This window comes from Aquitalea sp. FJL05, from assembly GCF_003852595.1.
GTDB classification, from domain to species: Bacteria; Pseudomonadota; Gammaproteobacteria; order Burkholderiales; family Chromobacteriaceae; genus Aquitalea; species Aquitalea aquatilis.
This window is the reverse complement of the sequence record NZ_QAJS01000018.1, coordinates 280,101-292,929: the sequence shown is the minus strand read 5'-3', so window position 1 is coordinate 292,929 and position 12,829 is coordinate 280,101. Positions and strand designations below refer to the sequence as shown.

Here is a 12,829-nt window from a genome sequence, read left to right as displayed (position 1 = left end):
GGGTTAACGGACAAAGACCAGCTCGGGGGGTGTGCTCTGCCGCCGCAGGCGGGCCAGCCCGGCCACGCCGACAAAAGACACCAGGGACAACAGTGAGAAGAACAGCGCCAGCGGCCACCATTCGCCGGCAAAGCGGCTGGCCAGCCAGGTGCCGATCAGCGGCGTGGTGCCGCCGGCCAGGGCGCAGATCAGCTGGTAGGCCAGCGAAATGCCGGAATAGCGCAGCCGCACCGGAAAGGCCTCGACCATATAACCGGCAATCACCGCATACAGGCCGGACAGGGTGACCACCGCCATGGCGATGCCCACGGTCATCAGCAGGATGTTGCCGGTTTGCACCAGCAGGAACATGGGATAGGGCAGCACCACGCACAGCAGGGAGACGATCTTGAGGAAGCGCCCCTCGCCGATCTTCTCGGCCAGCAGCGCGGAACAGGGCTGCGACAGGAATTGCAGGATGGTCACCAGGAACAGCGTGTCCAGAATGGTGGAACGGGCAATGCCCTGATACTGGGTCACATAGGTGATCATGAAGGTGTTGGTGAAGAAGAAGCCGGCCGAGCCAATGGTGACGGCGGCGGCGGCGAACAGGATTTCACGCCAGCAATCGCGTATCACTTCCAGTACCGGATATTTCGCCGTGCTTTGTTCGGCCTGTACGGCCTTGAATTCCGGCGACTCGTCCACGCCGATGCGGATGGCCAGGCCCACGCACATCAAGAGGCCGCTGGCCAGAAAGGGCAGGCGCCAGCCCCAGCTGAGAAAGTCGGCCTGATCCAGCGAGGTGACCAGCCGGAAGGCGATCAGCGACAGAATCAGCCCGGCCGGGCTGCCCAGCTGGGCAAACGAGGCATAGAAGGTTTTGCGCTTGGCCGGTGCGTGTTCGCTGGCCATCAGCACGGCCCCGCCCCACTCGCCACCCACCGAAATGCCCTGGATGAAGCGCAAGGCCACCAGGCCAATGGGCGCCCAGATGCCGGCACTGGCATAGCTGGGCAACAGGCCGATGCCGGCGGTGGCCACGCCCATCAGCATCATGGTGAACAGCAGCATTTTCTTGCGCCCCAGCCGGTCACCCAGATGGCCGAACACCATCCCGGCCATGGGGCGGGCGATAAAGCCGACGGCAAAGGTGGCAAAGGCCGCCAGCGTGCTCAGCGTGGGGTCGCTGCTGGGGAAAAACACCTGGCCCAGCACCAGGGCGGCAGCGGTGGCATAGATGTAGAAATCGTAAAACTCGATGGTGGTGCCGATGAAGGCGGCCGCCGCGGCTCGGCGCGACTGGCTGGAGGCTTGTGACATGGGGGATTCCTCTTTTTTGTAGATACGTGTTCGAGATCGGGTGACATGCACGTCGGTCTGCGCTCTGTTGGCGCGGTGAGGGTTTATCGCATGGGCATTACCATTAGTAAAATTATCAAAATTGAAGCTTAAAATAAGCAGAATTAATGAGTAACAGGAGGGCTGAACATGGCAAAAACAACAGGGACAACCCAGGCCAACATGACAGCAGGACGGCGTTTTCTGAGCGACAGGCTGGATTGGAATCTGCTACGGACTTATCTGGTAATCGCCCAGGAAAGCAGCATCAGCCGGGCTGCTGCCCGCCTGCATGTCACGCAGTCGGCGGTGAGCCAGGCCTTGAAACGGCTGGAAGAACAGTTGCAATGCACACTGATACTGCGGCAGGGGACGCGCTTCGCGCTGACGGAAACCGGCGATGAAATCTTCCGCATTGCCAGCGACATCTACGGCAATGTGTCGCGGCTGAGTGCCGCGCTGGAAAGCCGCAGCGAGGACATGCTGGGCAAGGTGCGCATACTGTGTGCCACCGGGCTGGAGGTGGCCGGCTACGATGCCTATCTGGCCCGTTTTCACCAGCAGTACCCACGGGTGGAACTGGAAGTGGAAGTCATGCGCAGCGCCGACATCATCAGCGGCCTGCTGCAAAAAACCGCCACCCTGGGGTTGGGCCTGTGCCGCCTGCCGCAGGCACGGCTGGAGCGGCGCTGTCTCATCACCCAGCGTTATGCGTTTTACTGTGGCCGCAGCCATCGCTTGTTCGGCCGCAGCGATCTGACGCTGGAGTCATTGCAGGGGCAGGATTTTGTCAGCTTCATCAGCGACCAGATTGGCGGCAACCTGTCGCCGCTGACCATCTTCCGCGACCAGCAAGGCTATACCGGCAAGATCATTGCGGCATCATCCAGCCTGGAAGAAGTGCGGCGGCTGGTACGCGCCGGCTTTGGCATCGGCAGCCTGCCGGAACACGTGGCGGCCCGCGATGTGGCACAAGGCGAGCTATGGCGGCTGCCGCCAGCCGCAGGCATTGCCGATCTGGATCTCTATCTGCTGTGGAACCGGGAGCAGAAGCTGGGTACGGCGGAAAGCGTATTTCTGGAGGGGCTGCAGCGCTGCTTGCCAGGGCTGGAAGAAAAAGACGGCAGTTGACGCGCGACCAACCGGCAGCTGGCGGCAAAGATTGCCTGCCGGCGGCAAGATTGGCGTCAAGAGATGTAAAGCAATGATAAGAAAAGAAAAATCGGCTCGATAAAAGGCTGGTATGGATATTGCAGTAGCCGGGCATCCCCTGCCGGGCTTGCTGGCTTGTGCCGGGACCATCCAGATACCACCACCAGACCGCCAGGAGTCCAGCAAGATGGCCATGCCGATTTCACCCGCCAGCAGCTATGGCAGCACTATGCCCAAAACCATTAGCAGCAGTCGTCCGGCACCCGCGCCGGCACCGTTCACCCCCACGCCGGCGACAGAACAACCGGCCAGCCTGGGCGGCAATGTTGGCTCGCTGATCAATACCAAGGCCTGAGTCAGCCGCCCGGCCGCGCCCTGAGCACGGCCCGGGACGGCTGCACCATCACACCTGGTAGCGGGCGAGAATATCCGCCTGCTGTCGCGCCATCTCATCCAGCTGGGCGGCATTCTGCGCCGTATGCTGGGCTGCCGCGCTGGCCTCTTCCGAAGCCTGCGCCGTTCTTTCCACCATGGCGGCAATATTGTTGCTGGCCTCGCCCTGCTGCTGGATGGCGGCGGCCACGGCATCGCTGCCCTGTACTGCACCGCCGGCCAGTTCGCCGATACGACGCATGGCCACCGCCGCCTGATCGGCGCGGGTGACGCCCACTTTCACCAGCTCTTCCGCCTTTTGCATCTGGGCGGTGGCCTGGCCGGCATTGCCCAGCATGGCCTCGATGGTGGAGGAAATCTCCTGGGTCGACTTGGTGGTGCGCTCGGCCAGCTTGCGTACCTCGTCGGCCACCACGGCAAAGCCGCGGCCTTGTTCGCCGGCGCGGGCGGCCTCGATGGCGGCATTGAGCGCCAGCAGATTGGTCTGGTCGGCAATATCGCGGATCACATTGATCACGGTCGCCACCTCGCCGCTGTGTGCTTCCATCTCGTGAATGCTGCTGGCCGACACGGTTACCACCTGGGAAATCTGGTGAATGTCGTGGATGGTCTGTTCGATGATGCCGCTGCTGTCTTCGACCAGCGTCTGCGCCGATTTGGCCCCGGCGCTTTGCTCGGCCGACTGCTCGGCCACATGGTTGATGCTCACCGTCATCTGCTCGATGGTGGCGGCGATATTGGCCGAGGCCTCGCTCTGCGCACCAGAGGCCATCGACACCTCGTTGGCGGTTTGTGCCAGCTCTTGCGACGAGCGCTTCACCTGATGCGCGCCATCGGCCAGTTGGCCAAACGCCTGTTGCAGGCCATCCAGCAGCTGGTTGAAGGCACGGGCAGTCAGGCCGATTTCATCCTGGCTGCTGCTGTCGGCGCGCAGGCGGAAATCCCGCTGGCTGCTGACCGCCTCGATGGTGTGCTGGATGGAGCCCAGCCCGTGGCTGATGGTGCGGTACAACAGCAAGGCCAGCGCGCCGGTCACCAGCAGCGCCAGCGCCATCAGCCCCAGTGCCACGGCAAATACGGTCTGGTAAGTGCGGTCGTTGTCGGCCGCCAGTTGCTCGGCCAGCCGGTAATTGAACTTGGCATGCTGTTCTACTGCCTGCATCAGCTGAGTGGCGGTCTGGGCAAATTCGTTATTGGTCAGCGCTACCGCCTGTTCGGTCTGATTGCTGCGCGACAAGGCCAGAATCCGGCTGCGTCCCTCGCGATACTGCACCATCATCGCCTTGTCTGCGGCCAGCAGCTGGCGGTCTTCGTCGCTGGCGCTTGCATTGATCTGATAGGACTCCATCAGCGTGTCAAAGCGCTGGTCGGCATCGGCCAGGTTTTTTTCAGCCAGCGCTTTTTGCTCGGCCGTGGTGGCCAGCACATGGCGCAAGGTATTGGCACGGATATCTGCCACCGCCCGCAGGGTTCCCTGCATGACTTTCAGATCGGGAAAGGTACTGTTCCGCACATATTCGAAGCGCTGCTGCCCGTCATGCAGCGCGTGAATGGCATAGCCACCAACCAGCAACATGCTGGCCAGCGCAATCGACAAAGTCAGCAATAATTTTTTCGTGATGTTCATGATTTATCCCGAAATCAAAAAAGTAGTGACGGCTGGCCAGGTATAACGCATGTGCATAGCACCAGCTAAATCGTTTCAGCTTAGATAGTAGGGTAATTTTCAGCCATTTTAAAAGTGATCTTTACAAATATTTCGATTATGAAAATGACATTTTTGTTAAGTAAACAGCAGCGATAAGCCCTGGCAGGATCAGCCAGCAGTCGGTATGGGCTTCGCTAGCCGAGGCTGAGCGTCTGCCATCATCGGGCAGCGAGCCGGCCTGGGACTTGCGCCATATCAGTTACTACTTATTTTTTAGCGATAGTCAGGGTTGTGCGTGGCAAACACCTGGGTAGTGCTTGAAAAGCAAACAGGCCTGCCAACTCAGCAGACCTGTTGTCGTGTCAAGGCACGCAGCTGCCTGACGGGAGCAGAGCGCTCTAGTTGAATGGCGTCGGGCGCGGGGTGTTATTGCTGGATGCCGGCAGAATCGGCAGCACGACCTGCGGTTGTTTGCCGGTAAGGGTATGCAGGAAGGCGACAATATCGCCTATTTCCTGCTGGTTGAAGGCGCGGCCCAGTTGCAGCTTGCCCATGGTGGACACCGCGGCTTCCAGTGTCGGGGCGCCTGCATCGTGGAAATAGGGCGCGCGCAGTGCCACATTGCGCAAGGACGGGACCTTGAACGACATGCGGTCGGCATCGTTGCCGGTTACCCCCGCCCGGCCCTGGGCCGGATTGCTGGTCTGATACGGTGTTACCAGGCCCATTTTCTGGAAGGAATTCCCCCCCACGGCGGGGCCGTTATGGCAGGCCACACAGCCGGCGGTCTTGAACGTCTGGTAGCCGCGCAGCTCCTGCGTGTTCAGCGCCTTCTTGTTGCCCTTCAGCCACTGGTCAAAGCGCGAATCCGGCGTGACCAGGGTTTCTTCAAAGGCGGCAATCGCCTTGGTTACCTGTTGCATTGAGACATTGCGGTTGCCGAACACCTTGTCGAATTCATTGACGTAGGCCGGCATCGAACGCAGCACATCCAGCGCCAGCACATGGTTGGACGCCATTTCCTTGGGGTTGGCAATCGGGCCGCTGGCCTGCTCTTGCAAGGACTTGGCACGGCCATCCCAGAACTGGGCCAGGTTCAGGCTGGAGTTGAGCACCGAAGGTGAGCGGATAGGCCCTTGTTGCCAATGGTCGCCAATCGAGGACGTGAGATTGTCACTGCCGCCGGTGGACAGGTTGTGACAGGAATTACAGGAAATGAAACCGGATTTGGACAGGCGCGGTTCAAAAAACAGTTTTTTGCCCAATTCCACCATGGCCGGATTCTTGATGACTGGCTTGGGAATGGGCTGAATAGGTTCACTCTGAATACTGGGCGCAGCACTGGCAGATATTGCCAGCCACAGCGGAAACATCATGCCGATATATTTGATGAATTGCATTGCCATCTCCATTTGCGGTTGAAAAATGATTGTTGCGCGTAGCGAATCGAAAAATTTCATGGTGTGTCGGCAAATGTTCCGTGTAGCTGAATTATTCTATTGCGTCTTTTAAAACAGGCCATGGCGTATTTCATGGGATGGTCGGGATAATTGTGGGAGTTATCCCGTCATAAAACAGTATGAAATAAAGCCGCATACACGATGATTAATGCGTTGCCATGGTTGAGTGCCAAGATGGGGCAGTTTGAGATCGGCTGATTTGTCGCAGATCAAATAGCGCAAATCAAAATGCTGGTAGGTAAATTGATATTTTCAATTCATTTGATAGCCAAAAAATATCAGCATGCTTTATTTGGCAGCCGGAATATCCCCAGACCATTGCAGGGCAATGCCCGTGGTATAGATGGCTGCAGGAGAATGAACAGAATGGCAGTGCAGGTATTTACCACAGCAGGAATGCCGGGCAGGGCAGGTAAGGGCAGGGCAGGCGACATGCCAGGATCTGGCATGAGGAAGGGCGTAGCAGGAATTATTTAAAGAAAAACATGAAACCCAGCGTGAGCAGGATAAGCAGGCACAGCATGCTGATGCCGCACATTTGCTGGATGATGGCATCCATACAAACCATCATCCAGCGCGCAGCCTTGCTGCTGCTGCCCTTGCCGGAGACAGGGTGCAGCAGCGGTCTGGATATATTTCTTTGCCTGAAGGAAAACATTTCTTGAATACTCTTAACAATAATTGCCACAAGACAATAATTGTTAAATTAAAGCAAATCAAGATATTAGACAGTAAATAAGGTGTTAAGTAATGAAAATAACCATATGGCATTGTTTGGCTGGCTGGGATGTGCCGTGCCGGATTGCCAAGGCAAGCCGGTCTGGGGGAGGCCCAGAACAAGGCTCCAGGCAAGCACTTGCCCAGTTCTGCAGCGACGCTCCCGGAAAGGCATCATCCCTGCGCCAAAGCCAGTAGGGCTGGCTGCTCTGCAGCATGCTGGACGGCGTGGACCACTTACCCCGCCATCAGCACTCGCCCAGCCTGGGCTGATGGCGTTGCCTGTCGCTTTTTACCGCTTGTTCATGCTCGTAGCTCACCAGAATATTCATCAGCATGGTGGTCATGGCGGGTGTCAACATGGAAAAGCGCTGCGACCGGTAAGCTGCACTGATGGCGTGAAACAGCGTGCGGCTTTCGCCGGATAACTGACGCAGATCGCCCAGGGTAAACAGGCGGACATCGTAGCGAGAGCCCATCAGCAGCCAGAAACCCGCCAGCATGGCACCGTCCCGGCTGCCATCCATTGCATTGATCCGAGCCAGAATTTCGCTTTCCGTCATGTCCGCACCACCCTTTCTTCAAGAAGCCTGGGCATTGCTCATGCCGCCGCCGGCATGGCAGGGGCGACCGGCGGCAAGCTGCTGCTGGCGGCAATGCCCAGCGTCAGCATGGCGGGGTTCATGCTGTCCACCATGGTGCTGGGAATCAGGATGGTGGTTCCCCGCTCCTTGGTGGTCTCGTAAATGATGTTCATCGCCCGCAACTGCAAAGCCCCGGGCTGCTGCTGATAGATGCGGGCCGCCGCGACAAACTGGCCGGCAATTTCCGCTTCGGCTGCGCCCAGAATGATGCGCGCCTGCTTTTCGCGCTCGGCCTGCGCCTGACGGGACATGGCATCCTGCAAGGCTACCGGGATGGCCACATCGCGGACTTCCACCGAGCTGACGGTAATGCCCCACTCGCTGGTTTTCTGGCCGATGTCCGTGCACAGCTGCTGGTCCGCCGCCCGCCGGTCCGACAGCAAGGCGGCCAGCATGGACGAACCAATCATCTCGCGCAAAGAGGTTTGGGCGACACGGTCGATGGCTTGCTGGAAGTCGGTAATCGCCAGCGCGGCTTTCTGCGCATCGTGCACATGCCAGAAGATGACGGCGTCTACATTGACCGGCACCGTGTCGCGCGTCAGGGCCTGTTCGGCGTTGAAGGCGGTGGTCTGGATGCGCTCATCGATGATGGCGACCACGCTGTCTATCACCGGCAGGATGACAAACAGGCCCGGGCCGCGCACCCCCTGCAGCTTGCCGGCGCGAAGCACCACGAATTTCTGCCAGGTATTGGCCATTTTGAGCGACATGCCCGTCACCATGCCGGCCAGCCAGAAGATAGCCGCCAGCCAGGTGCTACCCAGCATGCCGATGCCGGCACCCGTGGCCAGCAGGCATAGAACAATGAAAAAGGTAATGGGGTTCACGCTGATGCTCCTGCATGGATACCGGCTATGCGCCGAAGGCAACCGGACGGGACATCATCAGGGAAGTGGCAGCGGCTGTCGGTGCTGCAGCATACATAGCGGGCAGATTCGCCGCCGGCGGCAAGCGGGTGGTCCGTGAGCTAGCGTTCTTGCCGCAGCGACGGCATGTTTTCCCATCTGCGTTCCTGCTGCCAATGCAGCATCCAGGCGCTGACGGCACTGGCCGGCATGGGGCGGGCGATGGCATAGCCCTGGCAGTAGTGGCAATCCAGCTGCAACAGCATGGCACCATGCGCCAGGGTTTCCACCCCCTCGGCAATCACTTCGCGGTTGAATGCTCGCGCCAGCCGGATGATGCTGTCGACGATATTGCGGTCTTCCGGACTGTTCAGCATGTTGCTGACAAAGCTCTGGTCAATCTTCAGCATGTCCACCGGCAGATTGCGGAAATAGGACAGCGAAGAATAACCGGTACCAAAGTCGTCCAGCGCAAAGCGGATGCCATGTGCGCGGCAAGTCAGCAGCGTCTGTATCGACTGGGCCACCTTCTCCAGCGCTGCCGTTTCCAGCAATTCCAGCCCCAGCTGTGCCGGCGACAGCAGTGGAAAGCGCGCCAGTTGCTGCAGCAGCTTGTCGGCAAAGTCTTGCTGCTGCAGCTGGCTGGCACTGATATTGATGCTGACATCCAGCACCATGCCTTGCTGCCGCCAGTGTTCCATTTGCTGCAGCACCTGGCTGACCACCCATTGGCCCAGCACCAGTTCGGCACTGCTGCCTTCCAGCACTTGCAGGAAATTTTCCGGGGTCAGCAAACCCAGCTCCGGGTGTTGCCAGCGCAGCAAGGCTTCCAGGCCGGTCACCCGGCCATCGCGCAAGTCGACCTTGGGCTGGTAGTACAGCAGCAGCTCGCCCTGTTCCAGCGCGCTGGTCAGCCGTGACAGCTGGTGGTGGTATTCCCGTATCAGTTGATCCTGGGCCAGATCGTAATAGTGGTAGCGGTTTTTGCCGGATTGCTTGGCCAGATACATGGCCTGGTCGGCATGGCGCAGCAGGGTGTCATTGTCGGAATCGTCATACGGATAAACCGTTACCCCGATGCTGGCGGTAATCCGCACCAGGCGGCCGGTCAGCAACTGCGGCGTGCCAACGGCCTGCAGCACGCGATCCAGCACCTGGCGGTACTCTGCGTCGTCGGCCAGGTCGGTCAGCAGCAGCACGAATTCATCGCCCCCCAGCCGGGCAATGATGTCATTGGCCCGCAGCGCCAGGCGCAGCCGGTCGGCGGTATCCACCAGCAACTGGTCGCCGGCCTCGTGTCCCAGGCTGTCGTTGATCGGTTTGAAGCCGTCCAGGTCCAGATAACATACCGCCAGGTGCTTGCCGGTGCGCTGCGCCCGTTGAATGGCCAGATTCAGCCCCTCGGTCAGCAGGCGCCGGTTGGGCAGGCCGGTGAGCAAATCGTAATTGGCCATGCGGGTCAGCTCGTCTTCTTTCTGCTTGAGCTGGCTGATGTCGGAAAAGAAGCCGATATAGTGCCGTGCGCGACGGCAGGCACCGGGGGGTTCTCGCAGCAAGGTCAGAAACAGGCGTGCCGGATAGGATGAACCATCGCGGCGCAGGCAGCTCAGCTCGCCGTGCCAGCTGCCGTCCCGGCGCAGTGCGCGCAGCCACGACCTGGGCTGCAAGCCGTCCACGCCCTTGCTGGCCAGCATGGCCACCCGCAGGCCAATGCTTTCGCTGGCGGTAAAACCGGTGATGGCGGTAAATGCCGGGTTGATGTCGACAATGCGCATGGCCCCATCGGTGATGACAATGCCTTCGTGGCTATGACTGAACACGCAGGCGGCCAGCCGCAGCGCTTCGTTGGAATGCGTCAGTTCTTCGTTCTGCATTTCCAGTTCGATCTGGTGCACTTGCAGCTCGTGCAGCAGGCGTAAGGGATCTGGCGTCCCGTGCAAATGGGCCGGCATGGCTTGCAGCCGTTGCTCGGCACGCTGGCGCAAGGTGGCGGCGTCTTGTTTTGCATGGGGCTTGACCATCAGCGCTTACTCCAGGTGTTGTTGCAGGCGTGCTTCCAGGCTGGCGATCTCCGTCGTGTCGATAAAAGTGATCACGATGCCGTCAATCACGTTATCCAGTCGGCGATACGGCATGATGCGTACGCGGTACCAGCGGCCACTGCGGCTATGCACCCGTTTTTCGGCAAAGACCAGGGTTTGCAGCACCTTGGCGGCATCGTCCAGCAAGCGGGGGTATTCCAGCTCGCCCCGGATGTCGGACAAAGGGCGGCCGATATCGCTGGGAATGAACTTGAACAGCGCGGTGGCATGGCTGGTAAAGCGTCGCAGCCGCATCTCGCCATCCAGAAACACCGTGGCAATTTCCGTGCTGTTCAGCAGGTTGTTCATGTCATTGCGTTCCCAGGTCAGGTCGTCCAGCTTGGCCTGCAGCTCGGCATTGATGGTTTGCAGTTCTTCGTTCAGCGATTGCAGCTCCTCGCGCGAGGTGGTCAGCTCCTCGTTGGTGGCCTGTAGCTCTTCATTGCCGGACTTCACTTCTTCCAGGGCAATCTGCATGTCTTCCTGCATGGAGCGCAGCAATTTGCGGTTTTGCTCCAGTTCCTGTTCCAGCATCAGCTCGCGTTCGCTGACCGACGCGCGGCGTCGTGGCCTGGCCTTGGGCTGCGGTGCTTCGGTAAACACCACCAGCAGCCGGCCTTGCAGCCCTTCTGGCTGGCGGATTAGCTGTACCGTCAGATGAAAGTGGTGTGGCGTGCCAAATCCATCCACCTGCAAATCATTCACCTGCACCAGCTCCACACCGGACTGCACTTGCAGAATGGCGGTATTCAGCGCGCTACCCAGCCCGGCGCGTGCCATGGCATGGATATTCACATTCACCTTGCCGGCGGCGGGCTCCAGGTATTTGCCCACCCGGCCGCTGATATAGAGGATATCGCCGTCGCTATTGATCAGGACGGCAGCAGGGGCGTAATTCTGCTGGATGAGCTGGTCGGTCTGGTATTCAAGGCTTTTTCGATAATCTGGCATTGTTTCTTCAATAGTCAGCAACGATCTGGACTGTGTCCGCAGCGGAAACTCCAGCGTCCGGCTGCGGCTGGCACTGTCGCTACGGGTGAAAATGCGGTTTTTCTTGTCCAGCGGTAAAAACAGGTTGGAAAACCGTCCGGTGGTTTCCGCGCTGCCCAGCACCAGAATACCCCGGCTGCACAAGGCGTAATGAAACAGCGGCAGCAGCTTGTCCTGCAACACGGTATCCAGATAAATCATCAGATTGCGGCATGACAGGATATCCAGCCGGGTAAAGGGCGGATCGGAAATGATGTTCTGCGTGGCAAAAACAATCATGTCGCGGATGCCCTTGCTGACCCGGAAGTGATTATCCTCGGCCACGAAGTAGCGTTCCAGCCGCGCGGCCCCCACATCGGCAGCCATGCTGCACGGATAGACGCCACGCCGGGCAAGCTGGATGGCGTCGTCATCCAGATCGGTGGCATAGATTTGCAGGCTGAATTGTCCCGCAGGCTGATGCAATAACAGCGACTCGCGAAACAGGATGGCCAGCGAGTACGCTTCCTCGCCGCTGGAGCAGGCCGGCACCCAGGCGCGCAATGCCTTGCCCGCCGGATAGAGGGCAAACAGGGCCGGCATGGCCACGTCGCGTAAGTACTCCCACACCGCCGTGTCGCGGAAAAAGCGGGTGACGCCGATGAGCAGCTCCTTGAGCAGCAAGTCGCGCTCTTGCAGATTGGCACGAAAATGCGCGGCATAAGCCTGCAGGTTCTCCAGCTGCAACAGGGCCATGCGCCGCTCAATGCGGCGATTCAGGGTATTGGGCTTGTAATGGGAAAAATCATTACCGGTATGCTGCAGCAGCAGGCTGATGATTTCGCGCATGGCCTGCTGCGGGTCGGGCAGGGTCTGCGCTGTCCCCGGGTGGTCGTCCAGCCAGCCGGCGCATTGCTCAGCCACCAGCCGGGGCAGCCGTTCCGGTGCGGCCACGAAGTCCACCACGCCACGGTCTATCGCGCTGCGCGGCATGCTGTCGGCGCGGGCGGTTTCCGGGTCCTGGGCAAAGGTCAGCCCGCCGCAGGCCTTGATTTCCTGCATGCCCAGCATGCCATCCGCACCCATGCCGGACAGAAGCACCGCCATGCTGTGCTTGCCCAGCCCGTGCGCCAGCGTGTGAAACAGGTGGTCGATCGGCAGCCGCTGTCCTGCCGCCGGTGGCGACAGATAAAGGCAGCCACGCTCAAAACTCAGGGTTTTGTTGGGCGGAATGACATAAATGCAATCCGGCAGAATCGGCGTGCCGTGACTGGCCTCATGCACGGCCAGGCGGGTATGGCCTGCCAGCAGTTCCGGCAGGATGCTGGCGTAGTCGGGGGCCAGATGCTGGACGATGACCAGCGCCATGCTGTTGCCCGGCACAATGCCGGCCACAAATGCTTCCAGCGCCTCCAGCCCGCCGGCCGAGCAGCCGATGCCAATGATGGCAAGCGGCGGGCAGGCGGGGGGCGCTAGGGGAGATTCCGCATGGAGAGAGTTTTTCATCACGTTTTTCTGTGCAGCACACTGCACGCCAGACAGCCCGGGGCAATATGACACCGGGCAGTGCCTTGCACCCTACTCCCTATTACTAGAG

General features: G+C 59.8%; 11 protein-coding genes. 3 read left to right on the top strand and 8 right to left on the bottom strand.

What is annotated here, in order from left to right:
* Positions 1–3 precede the first annotated feature (3 nt).
* Entirely contained in the window at positions 4–1,302 is a 1,299-nt protein-coding gene (locus DBR44_RS17900; RefSeq protein ID WP_124645342.1) for an MFS transporter, read from the bottom strand.
* A gap of 168 nt (positions 1,303–1,470) precedes the next feature.
* On the opposite strand from DBR44_RS17900, the gene DBR44_RS17895 reads away from it, so the two are divergent.
* Entirely contained in the window at positions 1,471–2,451 is a 981-nt protein-coding gene (locus tag DBR44_RS17895) for a LysR family transcriptional regulator (RefSeq protein ID WP_199731097.1), read from the top strand.
* A 112-nt stretch (positions 2,452–2,563) separates the two neighbouring features.
* Positions 2,564–2,827 carry a hypothetical protein gene (locus tag DBR44_RS17890; protein WP_124645341.1) on the top strand — a complete coding sequence of 88 codons (264 nt, stop codon included), beginning with the start codon at positions 2,564–2,566 and terminating at the stop codon, positions 2,825–2,827.
* Between the two features lie 48 nt (positions 2,828–2,875).
* On the opposite strand, the gene DBR44_RS17885 is transcribed toward DBR44_RS17890, so the two are convergent.
* On the bottom strand, positions 2,876–4,492 hold the full coding sequence (locus DBR44_RS17885; protein WP_124645340.1) for a methyl-accepting chemotaxis protein: 1,617 nt from the start codon (positions 4,490–4,492) through the stop codon (positions 2,876–2,878).
* A gap of 419 nt (positions 4,493–4,911) precedes the next feature.
* Positions 4,912–5,913 (bottom strand): cytochrome-c peroxidase, encoded by a 1,002-nt coding sequence (locus DBR44_RS17880; RefSeq protein ID WP_199731096.1) that lies wholly within the window; start codon positions 5,911–5,913, stop codon positions 4,912–4,914.
* Positions 5,914–6,201: 288 nt separating this feature from the next.
* On the opposite strand from DBR44_RS17880, the gene DBR44_RS17875 reads away from it, so the two are divergent.
* Entirely contained in the window at positions 6,202–6,450 is a 249-nt protein-coding gene (locus DBR44_RS17875; RefSeq protein ID WP_124645338.1) for a hypothetical protein, read from the top strand.
* On the opposite strand, the gene DBR44_RS17870 is transcribed toward DBR44_RS17875, so the two are convergent.
* From DBR44_RS17870 to DBR44_RS17850, 5 genes are all read right to left on the bottom strand, one after another.
* Complete coding sequence (locus tag DBR44_RS17870; protein WP_124645337.1) at positions 6,443–6,661, bottom strand: hypothetical protein; 219 nt, start codon at positions 6,659–6,661, stop codon at positions 6,443–6,445. The genes DBR44_RS17875 and DBR44_RS17870 overlap by 8 nt on opposite strands.
* Before the next feature lie 277 nt (positions 6,662–6,938).
* Positions 6,939–7,253 carry a hypothetical protein gene (locus tag DBR44_RS17865; protein ID WP_124645336.1) on the bottom strand — a complete coding sequence of 105 codons (315 nt, stop codon included), beginning with the start codon at positions 7,251–7,253 and terminating at the stop codon, positions 6,939–6,941.
* A 38-nt stretch (positions 7,254–7,291) separates the two neighbouring features.
* Positions 7,292–8,164: a slipin family protein gene (locus tag DBR44_RS17860; RefSeq protein WP_233578647.1), complete on the bottom strand. Its 873-nt coding sequence runs from the start codon at positions 8,162–8,164 to the stop codon at positions 7,292–7,294.
* Between the two features lie 140 nt (positions 8,165–8,304).
* On the bottom strand, positions 8,305–10,203 hold the full coding sequence (locus DBR44_RS17855) for a bifunctional diguanylate cyclase/phosphodiesterase (RefSeq protein ID WP_124645335.1): 1,899 nt from the start codon (positions 10,201–10,203) through the stop codon (positions 8,305–8,307).
* 6 nt (positions 10,204–10,209) lie between these two features.
* On the bottom strand, positions 10,210–12,738 hold the full coding sequence (locus DBR44_RS17850) for a chemotaxis protein CheB (RefSeq protein ID WP_124645334.1): 2,529 nt from the start codon (positions 12,736–12,738) through the stop codon (positions 10,210–10,212).
* Between the last annotated feature and the right edge of the window lie 91 nt (positions 12,739–12,829).